Below are 22,783 nucleotides of genomic sequence, written 5' to 3'. Positions count from 1 at the left end.
TCGTCCTCGCGCTGGAAGCTGTTTTTAAGAATTGGTTGACTGCGTGGTTTGCGGAGCTTCGATGTTAGGTTTGCGAAGTAGGCGGAAGATGTGCGCAGGCATCACGTCCGGGCGCAGGGCAACGTAGTTGCTGCGATCATGCCACTGATAGCGGGTTCCGGTGAGCAGGTCTTCAATGTCAAAGGTTTCGTTGTGCGGGATGGCAAGTTCCTTGAGGTCGAGATCGATCCATCCCGCCTGCTCCTGGGTTGGGTCGAGATTGACGGCGACAAGAATTTGATTTTGCCCGCTCCATTTGCTGTAGCAGAGGATGCTTGAGTTATCGACGTTGTGGAAGTGGAGCGATCCGTCGCTCTGGAGCGCGGGATTGTTACGACGAATCTGATTGAGGAGCGTGATCAGTGGCGCGATGCTGTGGCTTGCGCTGCGGTCCCACTGGCGAATCTCATATTTTTCGCTGTTGAGATACTCTTCGCTGCCTGGTTTGGCAGGGACGTTTTCGCCAAGTTCGTATGCGGGGCCGTAGATGCCGTAGTTTGCGCCAAGGGTCGCTGCGAGGATGACGCGCTGCATGAAGGCGGGGCGGCCACCATTTTGAAGTGCGGCGTGCAGGATGTCAGGCGTGTTGGGCCAGAGGTTGGGATGAAAGAAGTCCGTCACGGGCGGCTTGGTGATCTCTTCGAAGTACTCCCGGAGTTCGTCCTTGGTGTTGCGCCAGGTGAAGTAGGTGTAGGACTGGCTAAAGCCGGCCTTGGCTAGCGAGTACATCAAGTGCGGACGTGTGAACGCCTCTGCGAGAAAGATCACATCGGGATCCTTTTTGTGGATCTCTCCGATGCACCACTCCCAAAAAGGAAGAGCCTTCGTGTGGGGATTGTCGACACGAAAGATTTTGACATCGCGACAGATCCAATAGGTAAAGACATCGCGCAGAGCCTCCCAAAGCCCGCGCCAATCGGGCGATTCGAAGTTGAGCGGGTAGATGTCCTGGTATTTCTTCGGAGGGTTTTCCGCGTATTGGATGGAGCCGTCGGGGCGAATGTTAAACCAGTCGGGATGCTCGGCGACCCAGGGATGATCGGGAGAACACTGGAAGGCGATGTCGAGAGCGAGTTCCATGCCGTGTTCGCGTGCGGCGGCGACCAGCGCGTCGAAGTCTCGAAGAGTGCCGAGAGGAGAGTGGATGGCCTTGTGGCCGCCCTCTTTTGCGCCGATGGCCCAGGGGCTTCCTGGATCGCCTTCCGCCGAGGTGACGTTGTTGTTCGGGCCTTTGCGAAACGCTTTGCCGATGGGATGAATTGGCGGCAGGTAGAGCACATCGAAGCCCATTGCAGCGATGGTCGGCAGAAGGGCCTGCACATCGGCGAAGGTGCCATGCCGCGCCGGATCGGGCGAAGTGGATCGGGGAAAGAGCTCGTACCAGGTGGAGTAGCGGGCTCGTTCGCGGTCGACCCACAGGTGCAACTCCTCAGGGTAGCGCGTCGCCAGGGTGAGATCGGGATGCTGCGCGACCAGGGCGACGATCTCCTCCGTTAGAGGATAGTCATAGGTGTCAGACTTCGCCTTCGCCAGTTTGAGCAGACGTGCAGCCTCATCCGCTAAACGTTTGCTGTCGGACCCTTTGGCGCGTGCTGCGGCCTGCTCCAGCAGAAGAGCGCCCGAGCGCAGTGCGAGCGGAATATCCTGTGGTTCGGCGGAAGCGCTCACGCCAGTCTGACCGGGTTGTGCTGCCAGCCGCTTCCGTAGATCGGCAGACCATGTATCGAAGTGGTCAACCCACGCCTCGAGGGTATAGATCCAGTCCCCGAGTGCATCTGCGTGGAAGGTGGCAGACCAGAGATCGTTGGTAAGTGCGGAGAGCGGCGTCGATCTCCAATCCTTCTCAGTTGAGGGGCGATAGAGCAGACGACCTGAGACATGGTCGTGGCCATCGCCAAAGATTGCGGCGGTTACAGTGACGAGGTCGCCTAAAATTCGCTTTGCTGGATAGCGTCCGCAGTCAACCTGCGGGCTGACCTCTTCAATGATGACTCGCTTACGGCCTTCAATAGGTTTCATATCGCTCAGATCTTCACACTGCTTTCGTACCTATAGTAGCCCGACAGACTACGCCAAATGCGCTATCGGGAGGAATGAGAACACCTGATAAGAAGATGCATCCCGAGCCGTATATGTTTGCTGGAGACGATGACAGGTCGGCGCATCGTGCGGAGGTCCAGCGGAAGGGCGAGGCTGGGGGGAGGGGAGCCCCGGTTTACCAATGGAGGTTTATTCATGTCCCTCGCTCGAAGGCTCGCGCGCGCCCTGACTACCATTTGCCCCTGATGGGGCTGTTTCGACGAGCCGCCGTTCGTCAGATTGTGACGGATTCCCCGGTTGAAATTCCTGACAACGTTAGCACCGAAGCAACAGAATCCGTGCCGCCGCTTACGCTGCTTTCTCTGGCGGATAGTGCGTTTTTACTGGCATATCGCGGAGCAAGATCTGACGTCCGATTTCGTGGGTATTTTCCAATTGAAATAATTTTCCCCTTGACAATCGGTTAACACCTCTGTTCGACTTGCGGGCGTTACAGGGAGGCGGAATCTCGCATGACACACCTAACCAAAACCAATGCTCCTTCAGAGCCGATCGCTAACGGCAGAACCAATCGCAAGTCCTCGACCCGGCCACGCGGCCTTCTCAAGATCAGACCTTCCTGGGCTCTCCAGACCGTACTCGTACTGCTGTTTGCTGCAGGCTTTGGTCCGCAGAGGACAATGCTCGCCCAGACCGATCTCGGCTTCATCTCAGGCACTGTCCGCGACAGCGCGGACGCGGTAGTTCCCAACTGTCAGATCGAGATCAAAAACACAAGAACAGCCACAACGCGTTTGGTCACGACGGATCAAAACGGCTACTTCAATGCACCTTCCCTCACGATCGGGCCGTATACGGTCTCGGCGACGGCGCCGGGCTTCAAACACCTGGTGACGAATGTGGATGTGACCACGAATGGCGCGACCGCGAACCTGGAACTCTCGGTCGGCAATGTGCAGCAGGAGGTGACGGTCACCTCAGAGTCGGGCTCGGTGAGTCTGCAGACCGACAATCATGAGTTGGTGACGACCGTCTCGCCGACCCAGCTGGTCAATCTGCCGAACAATAGCCGGAGCATCCTGAACGTTGCAACGCTTGGGCCTGCGTCGCAACAAGGAACCGATGTCGGCGTCGATGGCGGAGATGAGGGTTTCTACGGACAAACAGCGAACTCGGTTATCATCTCGGGGCTTGGCAATGCACACACGGCATTTCTTCAGGACGGCGTCGACAACACGAACCTGCTGACGCAGACGGTGAATATCCTGTCGTCGGTGGAGGCGAGTCAGGAGGTCACGACGATTCTGAACGGTGCTCCTGCGCGCTTCAGCCAGCCTTCGATCATCAACGTCATCACGAAGAGCGGCTCGAACCAGATTCACGGAACGGCGTACGACTTTCTTCAGAATGACGACTTCGATGCCAAGAACTGGTTCGCCACTACCAAACCTGCGAAACGCTATAACCAGTTTGGCGCCAACATCGGCGCCCCGCTCTGGAAGAACAAGCTGTTCGCCTTCTTCGACTACTCGGGGCTGCGCAGCCACACGGCGAACATCAATCGCGACCGCGTTCCGACTGACGCAGAGCGCCTTGGAGACTTCTCGGCAGACGGAGTTACTCTCTACGATCCTTCCACCTACAATCCTGCAACTGGAACAAGCCAGCCGTTCGCGGGTAACAAGATCGGTGCGATCAGTCCGTTTGCACAGCAGTGGTTGAAGAACTATCCCGAACCCAACACGACATTGGACGCGAACAACGTCAACTACGTTGTGAACCTGCCGCAGATCAGCAACTACGACGAGTACCTTGGCCGTGTCGACTACAACATCTCGCAACGGGACTTGCTGTTCGGCACGGTAGCAAGGCTGGAGAGCCAGTTCGGTAACGACAGCATTACGCCTGGGCTCTTCGGGATCTTCGATGCGCTCAAAGGAACGAATATCTCGGCCGCGGAGACGCACGTGTTCAACGCGAACGTTGTGAACGTCTTCAAGGTCGGCTACAACCGCAGCAATCTGTTTCGTACGCAGCAGGGCGAAGGAGCCGTCAACTATGCGGCACAGTATGGACTGGCGAACGTCAATCCTCAGCCTTCCCAATGGACGCCCCCTGCGATCAACTTGAACACGGGCAACTACACTTCGCTGGGAGACCCTTATTCCCCTCAGGGTGCCATTCAAAACCGCTATCAGTTCACCGACGAAGTGAGCTGGAAGGTAGGCAACCATACCTTCGTGTTCGGCGGTGATTATGTGAGGACGCAGTTCAATGGCAACTGGGTCGTCGGCAACAACGGCATCTACAACTTCGACGGCAGCTCGACCTCGGCTTATAGCGGAGGAGTACGCAGCGCGACAGATCAGGGAAACTCGCTGGCCGATCTTGAACTCGGATTCCCTCGAACCGCCAACGCTGCCAACGGCGTAACGGTGGGCGCGTTTCGCGGCACCGACGTCTCCGGCTATGTGCAGGATGACTGGAAGGCGCTGCCTCGGCTGACCTTCAACATCGGTCTGCGTTATGACTTCGACAATCCGCCGAACGACAAAAATGGCCACGGCGGGCAGTTCGATGTTGCGTCGAATCGCGTCATTCCCGGCACGTGGAAGACGAACTACAACGACTGGGCGCCCCGGTTTGGCTTCTCCTATCAGGCAAACGATCGTACCGTCGTGCGTGGTGGTTATGGCATCTACTATGCGCCAATCCTCTACAACAACCTGCAGTTCCAACTGCTCTATTCTCCGAACTTCGTGAATCAGTCTTACTCTTTCAACGTAGCGGCGCCGGTGGATATCCAAAACCTGTTTGTTCCTAATCCATCGTTGGCCGGACAACAGAACTACACCCTGACGAAGACTTTGAAAGATACGTCGGTTCAGGACTGGAACCTCAACATCGAGCGGTCGCTCAGTAACAACACTCTGTTGACGATCGGTTATATCGGGAATGTGACTCGTCATCAGTCCGCGCGCGCCGATCTCAATCAGCCCTTTGGATTGTTGCCCGGAAACAAGAGCGGCATCCTCGATCTGAGACCGAATCAAAACGTGGGAACGACTGACGGCCAGCTCAACGCGGTCTCGGCCAACTACAACGCTCTCGCGGTCAAAGTGGAGAGAACCTATACAAACGGGCTGCAGTTCCTGGGCGCTTACACCTACTCCAAGGCAATGGATATTCTCGATGGCGATAACGCGGATATTCAAAATCTCTATAACCCTGGCCTGACCTATGGGCCCGCAGGCTTCGACCGGACGCAGAATCTCATTATCAGCGCGGTCTACGAGTTGCCCATCGGCCCTGGAAAGAAGTTTTTGAACTCCAATAACCTGATCAATCGTGAGATCGTAGGCGGCTGGCAGCTCTCTGGAGTTCAGCAGTTCGCCACCGGTCAGCCGATCCAGGTCACGGCCAACAACAATGCTGATACCAGCTCGGTGCACAGCGTGTATGCCAATAGGATCTGCACTGGAAATCCGCCTACAGGACATCCGCGGCTCCAGTTCTTTGATCCGTCTTGCTATGTGCAGCCCGCCACAGGCCAGTATGGAACGGCCAGAAGTGGACCGCGTCAGCCTGGCATCGACACGACGAACCTGAGCCTGCAGAAGGCGTTTGCGATTACCGAGCGGCAGCAGCTTCAGTTCCGTGCAGAGGCGTTCAGCGTCTTCAACCACCCTAACTTTTCTACCGGCAGCACCAGCGTTACCAATCCGGCTGCCGGACTACTCACCCAGGAAGTTGTTGGTCAGCGAGTGCTGCAGCTTGCTTTGCGTTACGCGTTCTAATCCCGCTGACGTCAAACTCACAAGGGGTCAAGGGCTTCCCTTCTGACCCCTCTCACCTTAGGATTGCTCGACGAGATTCTTTCCTTTGACGCAACCGCAGTAACTCAGAACGAAGCACCGGGAGATGGGTCATGGCTGTGACACGACGTAAGTTTCTATTGAACTCCACCTATGCAGGAGCTGGATTTGCCGTAATTGGCGCCATGAAGCCCATAGCCCTCTTCGGGCAGACGAGCGAGAAGGAGATGGCGCCTTACCTCACTGGAATCAGAATGGCAGCAACGCCGGCAACGAACTATCGCGCGTATCGCTCGAAGGTGGTTACCACGCCCGATGTAACGACCTGGGTTCAGGTCGATCTCAAGAAGAGTGTCCCAATCTCTGCGATCCAGTTATTCCCTGCGTCGGAGCGGATGTATCCGGGGCGCGACCAGTACTACGGCGGCGAAGGTTTCCCACTACGATTTAAGCTGGAAGCTTCTGACGAGGCCAACTTCGCAAAGCCCAAGACCATTGCGGACTTCACGAAGTCGGACTTTCCGGATTTGAAAGACAACATCACGCAGTATGCGGCGCACGATGTTCACGGCCGGTATGTGAGGTTGACGGCAACGCGGCTTCGCGCAGTCAAGGCAGTGGCCTCAGACAGCACGCCGCTTGGCAAAGAGCCGCAGGACAGCCCCGACTACACGCTGATGGTTGCGAAGATGGCTGTTCTCTCTGGTGGACACGATGTTGCCTTGGGCAGCAAAGTAACCGCGGATGAGCAGTATGGAAACAGCGAACTCGTGGCACAACTGACGCGGCCGCCGCGACAGGATGGGGAGGGAATTCGTGTCGACAATCCCCACGCCGTGACCGACTCCGCAACCTGGAGGCCGGCAAAGTACAAAGCTGAAGCGCCGAAGACGGGAGTGACTCTGGATGGTGGTGTCTTTCAGGAGGCGATGCAAAACAACATTCAGTATCTGTTGAACTCGTACACGACAGACGATCTGCTGCGTCAGTTCTACGAGCGAACCGGCAAGATCAAGAACTTTAAGCCAACCGGCTCACAGGTCTTCTGGGAGGAGGATCTTGCCGGCTCAAATGCTGGACGCTTCCTGATGGGTGCGGGTAACACAATACGGTGGATCGATGATCCTGAGTTGCGCCGCCGAGTCAATGTCGTGGTTGATGGCATCGAAGAGTGTCGTCAGTCGAACGGATACATCATGGCGTACCCCGAAGACACGATCTTTTACTCGGAGCGCGCCGCCTACACTCGCGCGTGGCTTACGCACGGATTGCTCGAAGCTGCCTACGGCGGCAACCCCAAGGCTCTGCCGATGCTGCGCGGATACTACGACTGGTTCAATCAACAGCCGTTCCTCCCGGACATGCTGCGCGGCGCGATTCAAGGCGGTCAGGGCATGGTCGCGAATACGCGTATGTGCACCAGCCCCATGGGAAAGCCAGCGGATGCACAGGTAATTCAACGCTACTACCAGGAAGACGGTTGGATGGAGGGTTTGGCGAAGCATGAGACAGAGCAGGTGTGGCAATACCCCTACGACCGCCCGCATTGCTATCTGCTGACTAACCTCGAAGCGTATCTGGATATGTATCTCGCCACCGGCGACGTGCGGTATCGCGACGGCGTTCTTGGAGCATGGGAGCTTTATCGCGCACACTGGCAGCAGGCCGGAGGAAGCATCTCGATCATCGAGTTCGAGAAGGATCCACCCAATAGCAATTATCTTCGCCAGAAACTGGGAGAGCTCTGCGGCAGCAGCTTCTGGGTCTTTCTAAGCCAGCGCTTTCAACTGCTGAATCCCGATGAGGAGCGCTATGCCACCGAGATCGAAAAGTCGATCTACAACGTTGGCATGGCTAACCAGGATGGCGGTGTCGGCCTGCGCTATCACACGATTATGGAAGGTAAGAAAGAAAAGTCGACGCACGAGAATACGTGCTGCGAAGGTCAGGGAACCAGGCTGCTTGGGACTCTGCCGGAGCACATCTACTCCATCGCTCCGGATGGAATCTATGTGAACCTCTACGAGCCTTCCACGATTCGCTGGCAGCAGGCAGGTCAGCCGATGGAGTTGAAGATGAAGACTCGCTTCCCCTATGACACGCACGTGAGCGGTGCGGTGAAGGTCTCCACGCCGACACAAGCTAACCTTCGAATTCGCGTTCCTTCCTGGGCGGCGAAGGAGATGGCGGTTTCGGTAAACGGCAAGGTTGCGGGTTCCGGTAAGCCGGGCACTTATCTTGCGGTCAACCGTCAGTGGAGCGATGGGGACGTCATCGAGTTTGTGCTTCCTGCGGAGATTCGGGTACGCCGTTATAACGGGGACGACCAGATTGCGGGCAAGAAGAGGTACTCCGTGGAGTACGGCCCGATCCTGCTGGCCGCTGTCGGATCTCCCACTGCGAACCTCACCGTGGATAAGGGCAAGGAAGCCGAGCATCTCGCCAATCATCTGGAGCCGGTTGATGGTTCGCCGCTGCACTTCACGGTTCGAGGCAACGACGGCCAGAAGTTTGTGCCGTACTGGAAGATCTCGGAAGAGGAGTTCACTTGCTATCCGCAGGTCACCGCGATGGCTTGATGAGTCTGGACAGACTGCTGTAGGGTGGCAGTCTGTCCTTGTTTTCCTAGAGGCGATGTTCAAGTCGATCTTCTCAACACATCACGCAGCGCTTTGATGTCCTGGATAGCCAACTCATGAAAACTCCGCGCGTCGCAATCTTCTCTTTCGCCTCCGTGGCGCAGCGTGCTTCGTTCCTGGCACTGTCCTTGTCTCTCTGCGCTTCGACGGCGTCTGCTGCACCGATCCATCTTCGTGTGGATCAGCGGATCGATCCGCTTGGCATCGATTCAACACATCCAACACTGTCGTGGCAGAGTGATGCGACTACACGCAACTGGAGCCAATCGGCGTACCGGATTCTGGTTGCCAGCGCTCCAGATGCATTGCGTGACGGGCATGCGGATGTGTGGGACAGCGGTAAGCAGGTGTCCTCGGAGTCGGTGAATGTGGCGTATGCCGGACCCGCGTTGAAATCTCACCAGCGCTGCTACTGGGCAGTTCAAACCTGGGATGCGCAGGGAAAAGAGGAACGGTCTTCCGAGGTTGCATGGTGGGAGATGGGCCTGCTGCAACCCTCCGACTGGAAGGCTCAGTGGATTCGGCGCGATAACCGCGAAGAGGCCGAGGTGTTGAAGACGACATCGTGGATCTGGTTACCGGATAGCGACTCAGTGCGCGTCTCACAGGGAGCCGAGGCGGAGTTCCGTTACAACCTCCATCTGGACAAAGTTCCGAGCTCGGCCAGTCTTCACGTTCTGGTGGGTGGCATCTTCACCACGCAGGTCAACGATACAGTCACAGGGCATAAGGATCAGTGGGGAGCGTTCGATCGTGAAGATATTCGTGACCAACTTCATGTTGGCGACAATCAGATCGTCGTCTACGTGGAGACACCGAGATCGAATGAATCGAATAGAACCTTTCGCGCTGCTTTGGCTGCTGCTCTCAAGCTCACCGATGATGCGGGCAAAACAAGGTGGATTGAAAGTGATAGCGCGTGGCAGGCTCGGTCGATCAAGCCAAATGAAGCGAAGGAGTGGTCTCCTGCAAAAAAGCTCGGCGCGTTTGCGGATCTTAACTTCGGTGTCGGTACGGATCGCGAATCGCGTGGGCAGAATCCCACGGTGATCGAGTCGAGCACGGCGCTACTCCGAAAGCAGTTCACGCCGACTCGTAAGGTGGTCTCAGCTCGGCTCTATGTAACTGCGCTTGGCAGCTACCAGAGTTATTTGAACGGTAAGGAAGTAAGCAAATTCAGGCTCACGCCAGGATTTACGGACTATCGCAAGCGCGTGCTGTACCAGACCTACGATGTCACTTCTCTGCTTGTCCAAGGACGCAACACGATCGCTGCAATCCTCGGTGCAGGCTGGCACGGCAGTCCGCTCCTGTGGTCGGGCTCGCGGCTGTTTCCCGGCCCGGACCGTCTGCGCGCTCAGCTTGAATTGACCTTCGCCGATGGCACTCATCAGACCATTGCGACCGACTCCAGCTGGGAGACAGCCGCGTCGCCCATTGTCTCTTCGGAGATCTATGGCGGAGAAGCCTACGACGCCCGGCTTGAAGTTCCGGGATGGAATACGTCCGCGTCTCCTAACTCCATAAAGTGGTCGCCGGTGGTTGTAGATGATGCAAATACTGCCATGCTTGTCACCGCTGAGCCGGACACACCGGTGCAGCCTGCGCAGACAGTCGCGCCGGTCGCCGTAACCATGGTCAACTCCGGCAGCACGCAGGACGCCGTCTTCGACATGGGACAGAATATGGTGGGCGTAGCGCGCTTGCGTGTGCACGGACCGCGTGGAACCACCGTGAAGCTCCGCTTTGCGGAACGTCTCAATCCCGACGGCACGGTCTACACCGAGAACCTGCGCGACGCCGATGCAACGGACTACTACACCCTCAGCGGTCATGGGGAGGAAGAGTGGACTCCGGCCTTCACGTTTCATGGCTTTCGTTATGTGCAGGTGTCTGGCTATGGCGGCAAGCCTACCCTGTCGGCGCTGCAGGGTCAGGTGCTCAACAGCCTTCCCGCTTCGCCGGCGATTCGCTTTGAGAGCTCCAGCGCACTGCTGAACAAGATGAGTGAGCTTGGGCTGTGGGGCCAGCGCGGCAACTTCGTCTCCATCCCCACCGACTGTCCGCAACGCGACGAACGCATGGGATGGATGGGCGATGCCGGCGCATTCTGGCGTACCGGCACATACAACTTCGACATCGACGCCTTCTCCCACAAGTTCATGCTCGATGTCACCGATGCGCAAAGCCCGGACGGCGCCTTCGCCAACATCTCGCCGAATCTTTTGCAGGGGAGGGACGGCCATCCCGGTGCTCCCGGCTGGGGCGATGCGGGCGTGCTCGTTCCGTACGCAACCTGGCTGCAGTATGGTGACGCTGCGGTGATCGAGCAGAGCTGGCCGAACATGGAGCGGTGGATGGAGTTCATCCTGCGCACGAATCCGAACTATATTCGCGAAAAAGATCTGGGAGCGAACTACGCAGACTGGCTCGCGCCCGATCCGCATACTCCCTCTGATCTCGTCGCCACGGCCTACTGGGTCATCATCGCGCGCCAGATGCAGACGATGGCCACCGCGCTGGGTCGCACCGCAGACGCGGAGAAGTATGCGACGCTGATCTCTCGCATTCAGGCTGCGTATCAGCAGAAGTACGTGCACTCCGACGGCTTGGTCGCAGGCGACACCCAGACATCGTATGTGTTGACGCTCTACACAGGGCTCGCTCCAAGGGAGCTTGAGAAGTCGATGACCGACCGCCTGGTGCGCGACATTCAGGCCCACCAGACCCACCTGACGACGGGCTTTCTCGGCACACCGTTCCTGCTCTCCGTGCTTGAATCGCAAGGCCGCACCGACGTGGCGTACAACCTGCTCCTGACCACCACCTACCCCTCGTGGGGATACATGGTTGACAAGGGCGCGACGACCTGGTGGGAGCGCTGGAATGGAGACACCGGCGACCCAGCCATGAACTCCTACAATCACTATGCCTTCGGCTCCGTCATGGCATGGGTGTTTCGGCGCGTAGGTGGTATCGACGCAGATCCTGCGAACGCGGGTTTCCATCACGTTATTGTTAGCCCGCATGTGGAGCAGGGTCTGTCGCACGTGCACACCGAGTACGATTCGGTATATGGAACGATCGTGACGGACTGGACGAAGACGCCGAACGGCCAGCTTCAGTTGACCGTCAAAGTACCCGCGAATACTACTGCTACTGTCTTTCTTCCGGCGACACCGGCGAGCGTCGCAAAGCAGGACGGAGAACGCATCACGACTCCTTACAAGGATGGGTTGATGGTCCGCGAGATTGGCTCAGGGAGTTACAGCTTTTCGGTTGATAGCAACTAGGTGCAGTGGAAGGCTGTTGTTGTCGGCAATCGCTTCTCAATAGCCCACAGCTTTACCGTAGTTGCGGCGGCTATCGTGCCCGCCCAATAGCTCATGACTCTTAGGATCGACTGCGATGAGTTCGCTATCGCCCCAGGTGCCGGGGTTGTGTTCGTCAGCGACGGCAAGGCGATTCACGTTGTAGCCCATCGCTTTGAGTTGCTCTGCGACGTCGGGCGAGAACTTCTTTTCAAGGTCGAGACGATCCGGAAGATACTGGTGATGAAAGCGCGGCGCGTCGGCAGCTTGTTGAATATTTAGTCCGTTGTCGACGCAGCTGAGCAGGTCATTTGCCACGGTAGTGATAATGGTCGAGCCGCCGGGAGTGCCCAGAACATAGGCCACCCTTGCGCGGCGAAAGAGGCCGCCCTTCGTCGTGACGATGGTGGGCGTCATCGCAGAGAGCGGGCGCTTGCCTGGAGCAATGGAGTTGGCGGGGCCTTGAATGAGCCCGTACATATTCGGCTCGCCCATCTTGGAGGCGAAGTCGTCCATCTCGTTATTCATCAGGAACCCGAGGCCGTCCACTGTCACGCCCGATCCGAAGGTGCCGTTGAGCGTATAGGTGTTGGAGACGGCATTGCCATCAGCATCGACGATAGAAAAATGTGTCGTCTGGGTCGACTCGTGCGCGACGGGCTGAAGCTGCGGAGGAGGTGGCATGAAGCCCGCGGGCCGAACCAGATCTTTGGACGGCGTCGGCGAGTAGGGTTGAATCGAGCTGCGCCATGCCGCCGCGTAGGCAGGGTTTGCCATCTGTTTGAGAGGCTGCGGCGTAAAGTCAGGATCGCCGAGATAGTCGGCGCGATCCATGTAGGCGCGACGAAAAGCCTCTGTGATGATGTGAACCTGGGGCGCAGACCGGTCCGGACCCAGCCTGGGCAGATCGTAGGTCGAGAGGATGTTGAGGATCTCCATCAAAACGATGCCGCCGGACGAGGGTGGAGGTGCAGTAATAATTTTGTAACCGTGGTAGGCACCTTTTACCGGCTCGCGATCCTTCACCTGGTAAGCCGCGAGATCGGCAGCAGTGATAAGCCCTCCGCCGGCCTGTTCAAACGAGGCGATCTGTTTCGCCATCTCGCCCTTGTAGAAGTCGTCGGGATTTGCGGCGATGCGCGTCAGCGTTGCGGCCAGCAGAGGCTGCTTGAACGTATCGCCTTCCTTGTAGAAGTCGCCGTCGCGCTGGAAGATATGCGCGGAGGACGGGAGGCGCGCGAGCATCTTGCTGTGAAGATTCTGCGCCTCCTCCGCTGAGAGCACGTAACCATCGGTGGCCAGGTGGATCGCCGGCGCCATGTCCTGCTGCAAAGTCAGCTTGCCGAAGTGGCTCTGTGCATAGACGAGCCCTGCGACGGTGCCGGGGACGCCTGATGCTTTGTACCCAACCGTGGAGAGGCCGGGCACGACGTTTTTCTGCTCGTCCAGGTACATATCGCGGCTGGCAGCAGCAGGGGCTTTTTCGCGGTAGTCGAGGAAGTGAGTCTGACCATGCCTGGTGCGGATCAGCATGAAGCCGCCGCCGCCGAGATTTCCTGCCTGGGGGTAGACGACGGCGAGCGTAAACGCGACGGTTACGGCCGCGTCGATCGCGTTGCCTCCCTGCTTCAGGATGGCAAGGCCGGCGTCGGTCGCGTCATGGTGAATCGTGACGACCATCGCATGCTTCGCGCGAACCGGCTCTTCGGAGGCTGAAGCGACGGTTTGCGCTCCGAGCGAATTTGTAACGAGGGCTAGTCCGACGGTAGCTGCGAAGACACGGGTGCCAGCGGGCATTCAGGGCTCCAGAAAGTTGTGGATGGGCGCTGTGATCAGCATAGCTGGTTCGTGATCGCGGCGTCCGAAATAATGGCTGATTGGTCCTCGGTGGCGAAGGGTCGGTAGAATCAGGATCGGTAGAATCAGAGGGGTCATGTCTACGCGTGTTCGTTCGTATTCGAAGATCAATCTGGGGTTGGCGATCGGGCCGGTGCGTTCGGATGGCTTTCATGGTCTGACGACTCTCTACCAGACGCTGGACCTGCACGATTTCGTCACGGTGAAGGCGAGGCGAGCGTCCGCAACCAGGATCTCGCTGACGACCAACCATCCATTTGTTCCTCGCGATGGACGGAACACCGCCTGGCGGATGGTGGAGCGGGCACTGGTTCGATTGGGAATCACCGCAGAGGTCGAGATCAATATAGATAAGAGGCTCCCCGTTCAAGGGGGAGTGGGAGCCGGTTCCGCCAACGCTGCGACGGCCCTGTTGGGCTTGGAAAAGGAGCTTGGCGAAGCTCTCCCGGGAGTCGAAAGGCTGAAACTGGCGACGGAGATCGGGTCGGATGTGCCCTTGTTTCTGCTCGGTGGGGCTGTTCTGGGACTCGGCCGGGGGGAGCAGGTTGTGCCGATGCCGGACCTTCCCAGAACCTGGTGTGTCGTCGCGGTACCCGCAGTGGGCGTCTCAACGCCAGCGGCTTTTAAAGAGTGGGATGCGCGGCGGGAGGTGGAGGCAGAGCGGCATGTGGTTGATAAAAATACGGTTAGCGCATCAGAAGAAGGGGAGTTGGGGGAGGGCCACGGCGTCACTCGGGTGCTGGGGTTGACTTCCGATCCTCAAGTTGATAGGCTACATGAGTTGAGTCTAGCTTACTCATCCCTCTCTGCCCGAACTGGCGTTAGCCTAACGAGAAAGACAGACGATAGTAGGCCCGGCACCTCCGGTATCGTTCGCGATCCTAATCCTGAGAAAAAACAGGGTTTGCCTGGTGAAAATCAGGCTGACGCGAGGAACGATCTGGCCGAGAATACCCTTCTCGCGCTTGTCCGCACCGGGATTGGAAGCGATGGTCTTCAGAATGACTTTGAAGAGGTCGTCTTTCCTCAGTATCCCTCCTTGCGAATAACCAAGCGTCAATTGATGGGTAGTGATTTGGGCAGTTCCGGTCTAGATAGCTCTGCTATTTACGCGGCTCTGTCAGGTTCTGGCTCTGCTCTGTTTGGACTTTACCGGTCCGAGCGGGATGCCAAGGCAGCTCAACTGCGCGTCCAGTCCTCTGGGGTCCAAGCTCTCCTTACGGAGACCTTGCCTCGAGCCGAGTACTGGAACAGAATGTTCGCGGAGTGACCTCGCCGGTCGTTCGCAGGGTTGATAGTAAAATCAGACTGCATCCGGCGATGTACTGGGCGATCGACTAATGGTAGGTCAAGAGACTTTGAATCTCTTTGTCTAGGTTCGAATCCTAGTCGCCCAACCAGACAGTCGACGCCAGATGCGACGAGTGAGATTAGGGAGTCTTGTAGAGATGTTACGCGGCAGCAACAACTTGCCGCAGGATGAAGACGATTTTGGACTCCGCGGAAAACAGCGCGGAGAAAGAAGTACGAAGTTTGAAGAACCGAAGTCTTTTAGTTTTTTTGAGCAGTCCGCAACAAGGATTTCAGAAGAAGTAACGGGGCCGCAACAAGGCCTCGCAAGACAGTGCAGCAGGAACATTCAAGGTCAACCAGCCTGGAGGGTTTCACGTGAACGAACGAAACACGACTGCGGTTCTTTCCCCTATTTCAGAGCAGGCTGAAGAGACAGAAACGAGCTCTCAGCCTGCGAACGCGCCTTCTACGCAGGGCGGACAGACTAAAGGACCTCAAGGCCCACAGGGGCCGCGGGTATCAGAACCAGCTCCGGAAAAAAAGCGCCCGGGCCGGCTGGCAGATGATAAGCGCATCAAGATTTTTTGCGGATCTTCGAATAAGGCTCTGGCCGAGGAGATCTGCAAGTTCGTCGGTGTGCCGCTGGGCGAGACCCGGTTGCAGAGATTCTCCGACGGCGAGGTTCATTTTCAACTGCTCGAGAACGTTCGCGGTGCGGATGTCTTTCTCGTGCAGCCTACGTGTTTCCCGGTCGATCAGCACCTTGTTGAGCTGCTGATCATGATGGATGCGCTCAAGCGCGCCTCAGCTGGACGGATCACGGTTGTGATTCCCTACTATGGCTACGCCCGGCAGGACAGAAAAGACCGTCCGCGCGTTGCCATTACGTCGAAGCTGGTTGCCGATCTTCTGACCACCGCCGGGGCAAACCGCGCTCTGCTCGTCGATTTGCACGCAGCCCAGATTCAGGGGTTCTTCAATATCCCGGTGGATCATCTGTTTGCCAGCCCGGTGCTGGTGAGCTACTTCCGGGAGCTTGACCTGCCCAATCTGACGGTAGTTTCGCCGGACGCAGGGGGCGTGGAGCGTGCGCGCTTCTTTGCCAAGAAGCTGGATGTACCGTTGGCCATCGTCGACAAGCGGCGGACCGACATCAATGTCACCGAGGTAATGAACGTTATCGGCGATGTACAGGGCCGGACATGCTTGATCCTCGACGACATCATCGACACCGCCGGAACTCTGGTGAAGACGGTGGATGCGCTGCTGGCCGAGGGCGCGGAAAAAGTTTATGCGTGCGCGACGCATCCGGTGCTCTCGGGCCCGGCGGTCGAGCGTATCGCAGCCTCACGATTGGAGCAGTTGATCGTGACCAATACCATCCCTCTGCGCGAAGATGCGCTGAAGGTGGAGAAGATTAAAGTGCTTTCGATCGCAGGCCTGCTTGGCCGCGCCATCGAGAGTATTCACATGGAGACCAGCGTCAGTACGCTGTTCAACTAGGTCGCAATCAGCTACAGGCGGCCTGGATCAACCCAGGTAGCCTGGTAGCAAGAGACAGGAAGCAAGAGACAAAGGGAGCAGAGCTCAACTCTGTGCCCGAAAGGAAGATTCATCATGGCATCATCCACTATGGAAGCAGTCGTCGCAACGCCCCGCGAGGGCAAGTTCAACAAGAACGCCGCTCGTCGCGTTCGTGTCGCAGGCAAAATTCCGGCGGTCGTCTACGGCGCAGGCCAGGACGCAGTCGCCGTTGCGGTAGACCCTAAGGTCATCACCAAGATTCTCCACTCCGACTCGGGCCACAACACCATCTTCGATCTCAACGTCGAAGGTTCCGCGATCGTCAAGGCCATGATCGTCGACTGGCAGAATGAGCCCATCAAGGGCCACCTGCTGCACATCGACCTGAAGCGCATTGCGATGGACAAGATGATGACCGTTTCGGTGCCGATCCAGTTGGTTGGCATTCCTGTCGGCGTCAAATCGCAGGGTGGCATCCTCGAGCATGTCATGCGGGAAGTTGAAGTTGAGTGCTTGCCAAACGATATTCCGAGCCACCTCGACGTCGACGTTTCTAACCTCGAGCTGCACGGCATCATCCACGTCTCTGACCTGCCGCACTCGGGCAGTCTCAAGTTCCTCGAAGACGAGAACGCGACCGTTGCGCACGTCACCATCATCAAGGAAGAGGTTGTGGCAGTCGAAGCAGTCGTTGTTGCACCGACTGAGCCAGAGGTCGCCAAGAAGGGCAAGACAGATGCAGCCGCTCCTGCTGCTCCTGCTGCCGATGCCAAGGACGCGAAGAAGAAGTAGTTTTACGCGGCCTGCCGATCTTTTGGGATTTGCGGGCCGCCTGAGTTTGCTGGAAAGGGAAACAAAGCGTGAAGTTGATTGTCGGTCTCGGCAACCCCGGTATCGAGTATCAGTTCACGCCGCACAACGCTGGCTTTCTTGCAGTGGATCGCATCGCGGACGACTGCGGCGTGGTCCTCTCCAATCGCCGGGGACGGGCTCTCACAGCGAAGGCAAGGCTTAGAGGACACGAGGTTCTGCTGGCCAAACCTGAGACGTACATGAATTTGAGCGGGCTTTCGGTAGCCGCGCTGGTTCACGAGCTTGAGATTGCAATCCCGTCGGAGGACCTGATCGTCCTCTATGACGAGCTTGCATTTCCGCTGGGCAGGCTTCGCATCAGCGCGAACGGCAGGGCGAACGGGCATAACGGAGTGAAGTCGATCTCCGGTGCGCTTGGAACGGAAGAGTGGCTGCGCATTCGGATCGGCGTTGGGAAACCGGCGCTTGAGGATGGTAGAGAGATTAAGGCCGGCGGCAGAGATTATCTGCTGTCGCAGTTTCGCAAGCAGGAGCTTGCGAAGCTGGATGAGGTGCTCGACAGGGTCGAAGATGCTGTCGAGATGGTGTTGACCGAAGGGGTCAGTGCCGCGATGAACAGGTTTAACCGTCGGCCAGATGATCCGGAGAATGGATCGGACGTGTCGAAGGAGAAGTAAAGAAGCATTAGGTCAGGTGTAGTTAGAAATTAACCGCAGTCGAAATTCCAAACCGGGTTGGCAGAATAGACGTCAGCACGGTGCGAAGCAGAACTTCGCAGAAAGAAGTAATCGAATGAATCGTACCTACGAAATCATGTTCATCGTCCGTCCGGATGTTGAAGAAGCCGAACTCGACAAGCTGATTGAAGGCTTCTCCGCGAACGTCACCAATGGTGGCGGTGAAATCAAGAGCGTCGAGAAGATGGGCCGTCGCCGGCTCGCCTACACTGTCCGCAAGTTCAACGACGGCTTCTACGTCCTGCTGAACGTCGCCGCAGCCGGTTCGCTGATCACCGAGATCGAGCGTCGCCTCCGCGTCTCCGAGCAGGTCATCAAGTTCATCACCGTTCGCATGGACGAAGAAGAGAAGCGTCTCGCGAAGGTAAAGGCCATCCGCGACACCAAGGTCAAGCGTAGCGCCCAGCCGATCGCAGCACCTGTTCAGGCCCCTGCCGCAGCACCTGACGCCGATTCAGCAAAGTCTGAGACCGAAGAAGAGAAGAAGCCAGTTGCAGCAGCTCCCGTTGAGCACGTCACCTCCGACGCGCCGCCCGAGACTGTCTCCACCGCGGTCTAACTTCCGTCTTCGGCTGAACATTCGCGATGAGATACAAATCGCATCGCACAACGCACTACGATCACCGATCTTCGCTTCCAATCGACTGCATTTTACCGATTGTTCAGAGGCTCCAATGCGAACCTGGAGCGAGGAGAGGCACAACGCACCTGAGAGGGAACTATCATGGCTGACGAAACCAGCACGCAATCCACTGAGCACCACGCACCAACACCCCGCCCATCGCACTCTGGCCCCGGCGCAGGTCCTCGCACCCCACGCCCCGCAGGCGCACCCGGCGGCGGTCCTGGCGGCCGAAAGTTCTTCCGTCGCAAGAAAGTCTGCAAGTTCTGCACCGAGAAGATTGACGCCATCTCCTACCGCGACGTTCGCCTGCTTCAGGGCTTCGTTGCCGAGCGTGGCAAGATCGTTCCCCGTCGCCTGACCGGTGTCTGCACTCGCCACCAGCGCAAGCTCAGCCTGGCCATCAAGCAGTCGCGCAACATCGCCCTGCTCGCCTTCGCTGCACGCTTCTAACTCTTCCGCTGCGGCGGGACCTTACGGGATACGCAAGACTGGCGGCACCGCGAGCCAGAGACGAAATCGGAGAAATGCAATGGAAGTCATTCTGAAGGAAGACGTAAACAAGCTCGGACATCGCGGCGACGTGGTCAAGGTCGCTGACGGCTACGGGCGCAACTATCTGCTGCCGGAGAAGCTCGCCATCGAGGCGACCCTCGCCAACAAGGCAGTCATCGAACAGATGAAGTCATCGGCGGTTCGCAAGTCCGCCAAGGAGAAGGCTGGAGCCGAGCAGCTGGCCACCCAACTCTCTGAGGTTGAGCTTGTGTTCGAGCGCAAGGTCGGCGAGAACGAGCATCTGTTCGGCTCGGTCACCTCGGGCGATATCGCGCACCAACTCGAAGCCAAGGGCTTCACTATCGACCGTCGCAAGATCTCCCTCGAGGAGCCGCTGAAGACGATCGGCGAGTACCACGTTCCCGTGAAGCTGCACCGCGAGGTCACCAGCCACGTCAAGGTGACGGTCAAGGGCGATCAGCCGGAAGCCGAAGCAGCAGCCACCACCACCACCGCGTAACTCACGCATCACGAATTACAAAAACGCATCGCCCTGCGCAGATCTCTTGCGAAGGGCGATGCGTTTCTATTTGTAACCAGGTTTATTTGTAACCAGTAACGATCAGAGCCAAGGAAGCGCTATTCGTACTTGAGCGTCTGAACAGGATCAAGCCGTGCTGCACGGTTTGCTGGCAGCGTTCCAAAGAGCACCCCAACCAGCACTGAACTTCCCAGCGAAAACACTACCGACCAGGGGTTGATCGGGATCTTGAACGGTGTGAGCAGGCCAAGGGTAAAGGGAATCGCAAGGCCGAGAATAGTCCCAATGATCCCGCCGCTCAACGAGAGAAAAACCGCTTCGGTCAGAAACTGCATTCGAATCTCGCGGCTCGTCGCACCCAGCGCCTTGCGGATCCCAATCTCTTTCAGCCTCGACTGCACGTTGGCGAGCATGCTGTTCATAATGCCGACGCCGCTCACGATCATCGTGATGCCTGCGCCCAGCGTGAGCACGATGGTTAGCATATCGGCGATCTTCGCCATGCTGGTGAGAAGATCGGTCAGTGTAGCGGCGGTGTAGACCGAGCCCGCATAGTGACGCGACCGGACGATCTCGAGAATATGATCGCTGGCTGGAACCACCATGGACGCGCTTCGCATGGTGAAGAAGATCTCTTTCAACGTATTGGTGCCGGTAAAGTAACGCACCACAGGGTAGGGCACAAGCATGGTGTGGTCGCTGATCTCTGACTGTCCATAGGTGTCAAACGCCTCTCTGAATACCCCTATGACGACGAACGGAATGCCTTTGATGCTGATCGTCTTTCCGACGGCCGCGTTTGCGCTGCCATACAACTCTTCAGCGAATGGCTTGACGATCACGGCGACCTTCTCGTGGGCAAGCTCATCCTGATCGTCAAAAAAGCGGCCGGACACAATGATGAGATTGCGCACGACCCGATACTCCGGAGACACGCCAAGCAACGTTGTCTGCTTCGTGATGCCGCCTCCTAGGCTCACATTGTCGTGATACTCCAGCATGGGAGACGATGCGACGATGCCCGGAACCTGATCAAGAACAGCATGAAGATCATCGAGCGTCATGTAGTCCGGGGTGCTGGTGTTTTCGGGGCCGCTGACGTTTCCGCCGCCGTACTGCAGTTCAACCTTGTTGGGTCCGATGCTGGTCAACTGATCCAGCGCATACTGTTTACCGGTGGATCCAAGCGTCGCAACCAAAATAATCGACATCGAGCCGATGACCATGCCGAGCATGGTAAGCAGAAACCGCGTCTTACTTGCGCGGAAGCTGTCGACCGCCAGCCTCGCAACCTCACTGAACATCATGGTCGAACGCGCGCTGGCCAACGTACGGTCGAATGAGCTCGGTTTGGGAAGGTTCGTGGTTGCCATCGGCTTAAACCATTAGACGCCTACCAGTATCGCAGCGGTGCATGCTTTCTCGCTAACCCGAACGTCAGACTCCAGCGCTGTCGAATCCATCCGGCTCGACGGCCTCGGCCTCACCCACATCTCCGGCCCCGAGTCCGGCCTGCGCCAGCTCGCAGGCAGCGAAGCCGCAGCCTCTCAGCTTGTAGTCCTCATCTCCACGCTCTCCCCGGTCCCGTTCCACGAACGCTACCAGCAACAGAAGACCTCACAGCTCACCCCCATGGGCAACGCCGTCGACTACACCCGACCCGACCCACCCCTTCGCGAAGACCTGCGCCTGCTGGTCGAACGCTACCTCCATAGCGCCACGCCTGCCGACCACGTCGCCGCGCACCAGCAGCTTCAAACCCTCTTCCAGTCATGGATCGCCTCTGGTCCAGCGTTAGATGCCCTCGCCCCCGAACATCCGAAGCTTAACCAGCTCACCCTTCGCCGCAGCCAGCTTACTCAACTCGGCCAACTGGGAATCCAATCTCTCGCATCGATCGAATCCCACACCCCACCAACCGCGGCATGGATCGAAGCCCAGAGCACTCTCCTGAAGACATCAGCAGACCACTCCGAGCTAACCGACTTCGTCATACTGCCGCCCCTGCAACAACTAGTCGATACTGCCGGAAAGCAGGTGGTCACTGGCCCGTCGAGTCGATGAGATCTTCGATCACAGCATAATGGGCCTTCACAAGCAGTGGGGCCGCTGCGCTACTTATTCAGCGCCTTATCGATCGCTGCCTGCGCCAGCGGTGTCATAATCGCATACCCCTGCGCATTCGGATGCACCCCATCACTGCTGAGACCTGGCTTCATCCCGCCATCCGGCCCCACCATCGCGGAGTAATAGTCCAAATACGTCACCGAGTGGTTGATGCAGTATCCCCTTAGCCAGTCGTTTAATGTCTTGATCTTCAGCGCTGGCTCCAGTCCCCGCTTCCATGGGTAATCTGCCGCCGGAAGAATCGAAGCCACAATCACCTTGATCCCATTCGACTTCGCGAGATCGATCATCGACCGGAAGTTATCCTCCGTCATCTGCGCGGTCATCGGCCCTGTATTTCCAGCAATGTCATTTGTCCCGGCCAGAATCAAAACCGCCGCCGGATGCAGGCCGATCACATCCTGCCGAAACCGCACCACCATCTGCGGCGTGGTCTGCCCGCTGATCCCCCGATTCACATATGGCTTCGCAGGGAAGAACTCTCCCGTAGTTGGGGATCGTCCCCATGCGTCCGTAATCGAGTCTCCATAGAACACCAACCGTTGCTCTCCCTCCGCCACCGGAGCCAGTCCTTCATTGTCGGCCTTATACCGATCCAACCCCGGCCAATCCGCAAGCTTAGCCTGTAGCGTGGCAATCTGCTTCGCCATCTCCACTGGCGTCCCAACCACCGGCACCTTAGTCGAAGTTGGTCCCACGGCAGGAGTCTGCATTGACGTTTGCGCTGGCGTCTCCGGAGCCGTCCCAACCTGCCCATACCCCGCCCCACACCACATCCCGATACATCCAGTCACAATCAGCCGTGTAGAACCCGTCATCCTATGCTCCACTTGCGGCCCAATTTTAGCCGAACCACCCCAATGCCCTTCAATTCACCACCGAACCCTCTCCCGCTGTGCCTTGAAAGATATGCACCTGACATCTCGATCC

15 protein-coding genes and 1 tRNA gene are annotated in these 22,783 nt (G+C 57.8%); 12 read left to right on the top strand and 4 right to left on the bottom strand.

Annotated elements, in window-relative coordinates:
* Positions 1–24 precede the first annotated feature (24 nt).
* A complete protein-coding gene (locus HDF08_RS18425; RefSeq protein WP_179640150.1) occupies positions 25–2,058 on the bottom strand; it encodes an alpha-1,4-glucan--maltose-1-phosphate maltosyltransferase in 2,034 nt (677 codons plus the stop codon).
* A gap of 533 nt (positions 2,059–2,591) precedes the next feature.
* On the opposite strand from HDF08_RS18425, the gene HDF08_RS18420 reads away from it, so the two are divergent.
* The 3 genes from HDF08_RS18420 to HDF08_RS18410 all read left to right on the top strand — a co-directional run bounded on the left by HDF08_RS18420 (position 2,592) and on the right by HDF08_RS18410 (position 11,826).
* Complete coding sequence (locus HDF08_RS18420) at positions 2,592–5,876, top strand: TonB-dependent receptor (RefSeq protein ID WP_179640149.1); 3,285 nt, start codon at positions 2,592–2,594, stop codon at positions 5,874–5,876.
* Positions 5,877–6,007: 131 nt separating this feature from the next.
* Positions 6,008–8,473 (top strand): beta-L-arabinofuranosidase domain-containing protein, encoded by a 2,466-nt coding sequence (locus HDF08_RS18415; RefSeq protein WP_179640148.1) that lies wholly within the window; start codon positions 6,008–6,010, stop codon positions 8,471–8,473.
* Positions 8,474–8,589: 116 nt separating this feature from the next.
* Positions 8,590–11,826 (top strand): alpha-L-rhamnosidase, encoded by a 3,237-nt coding sequence (locus HDF08_RS18410; RefSeq protein ID WP_179640147.1) that lies wholly within the window; start codon positions 8,590–8,592, stop codon positions 11,824–11,826.
* Between the two features lie 36 nt (positions 11,827–11,862).
* Here HDF08_RS18410 and ggt read toward each other — a convergent pair whose 3' ends face one another.
* Complete coding sequence (gene ggt / locus HDF08_RS18405) at positions 11,863–13,641, bottom strand: gamma-glutamyltransferase (protein WP_179640146.1); 1,779 nt, start codon at positions 13,639–13,641, stop codon at positions 11,863–11,865.
* Positions 13,642–13,777: 136 nt separating this feature from the next.
* On the opposite strand from ggt, the gene HDF08_RS18400 reads away from it, so the two are divergent.
* The 8 genes from HDF08_RS18400 to rplI all read left to right on the top strand — a co-directional run bounded on the left by HDF08_RS18400 (position 13,778) and on the right by rplI (position 19,705).
* Entirely contained in the window at positions 13,778–14,971 is a 1,194-nt protein-coding gene (locus tag HDF08_RS18400; protein WP_179640145.1) for a 4-(cytidine 5'-diphospho)-2-C-methyl-D-erythritol kinase, read from the top strand.
* Positions 14,972–15,027: 56 nt separating this feature from the next.
* Positions 15,028–15,101: transfer RNA gene (locus tag HDF08_RS18395), tRNA-Gln, on the top strand.
* A gap of 268 nt (positions 15,102–15,369) precedes the next feature.
* Positions 15,370–16,497 carry a ribose-phosphate diphosphokinase gene (locus HDF08_RS18390; protein WP_433985308.1) on the top strand — a complete coding sequence of 376 codons (1,128 nt, stop codon included), beginning with the start codon at positions 15,370–15,372 and terminating at the stop codon, positions 16,495–16,497.
* Between the two features lie 114 nt (positions 16,498–16,611).
* Positions 16,612–17,310 carry a 50S ribosomal protein L25 gene (locus tag HDF08_RS18385; RefSeq protein WP_179640144.1) on the top strand — a complete coding sequence of 233 codons (699 nt, stop codon included), beginning with the start codon at positions 16,612–16,614 and terminating at the stop codon, positions 17,308–17,310.
* A 68-nt stretch (positions 17,311–17,378) separates the two neighbouring features.
* Complete coding sequence (pth, locus tag HDF08_RS18380) at positions 17,379–18,008, top strand: aminoacyl-tRNA hydrolase (protein ID WP_179640143.1); 630 nt, start codon at positions 17,379–17,381, stop codon at positions 18,006–18,008.
* 115 nt (positions 18,009–18,123) lie between these two features.
* The gene (gene rpsF, locus HDF08_RS18375) at positions 18,124–18,627 is read left to right on the top strand and encodes a 30S ribosomal protein S6 (RefSeq protein ID WP_179640142.1); all 504 of its coding nucleotides are present in this window, start codon (positions 18,124–18,126) and stop codon (positions 18,625–18,627) included.
* A gap of 165 nt (positions 18,628–18,792) precedes the next feature.
* Positions 18,793–19,143, top strand: a complete 351-nt coding sequence (gene rpsR / locus HDF08_RS18370) for a 30S ribosomal protein S18 (RefSeq protein ID WP_179640141.1) — start codon at positions 18,793–18,795, stop codon at positions 19,141–19,143.
* A 79-nt stretch (positions 19,144–19,222) separates the two neighbouring features.
* Positions 19,223–19,705: a 50S ribosomal protein L9 gene (gene rplI, locus HDF08_RS18365; protein WP_179640140.1), complete on the top strand. Its 483-nt coding sequence runs from the start codon at positions 19,223–19,225 to the stop codon at positions 19,703–19,705.
* A gap of 119 nt (positions 19,706–19,824) precedes the next feature.
* Here rplI and HDF08_RS18360 read toward each other — a convergent pair whose 3' ends face one another.
* Positions 19,825–21,099: an ABC transporter permease gene (locus HDF08_RS18360; RefSeq protein WP_179640139.1), complete on the bottom strand. Its 1,275-nt coding sequence runs from the start codon at positions 21,097–21,099 to the stop codon at positions 19,825–19,827.
* Between the two features lie 37 nt (positions 21,100–21,136).
* On the opposite strand from HDF08_RS18360, the gene HDF08_RS18355 reads away from it, so the two are divergent.
* Positions 21,137–21,790 (top strand): hypothetical protein, encoded by a 654-nt coding sequence (locus tag HDF08_RS18355; RefSeq protein ID WP_179640138.1) that lies wholly within the window; start codon positions 21,137–21,139, stop codon positions 21,788–21,790.
* 50 nt (positions 21,791–21,840) lie between these two features.
* Here HDF08_RS18355 and HDF08_RS18350 read toward each other — a convergent pair whose 3' ends face one another.
* Positions 21,841–22,671, bottom strand: a complete 831-nt coding sequence (locus tag HDF08_RS18350) for an SGNH/GDSL hydrolase family protein (protein WP_257031269.1) — start codon at positions 22,669–22,671, stop codon at positions 21,841–21,843.
* Positions 22,672–22,783: the final 112 nt, after the last annotated feature.

This window comes from Tunturiibacter empetritectus (genome assembly GCF_013410875.1).
Classification (GTDB): Bacteria; Acidobacteriota; Terriglobia; order Terriglobales; family Acidobacteriaceae; genus Edaphobacter; species Edaphobacter empetritectus.
This window is presented reverse-complemented; position numbering and strand designations above follow the sequence as displayed.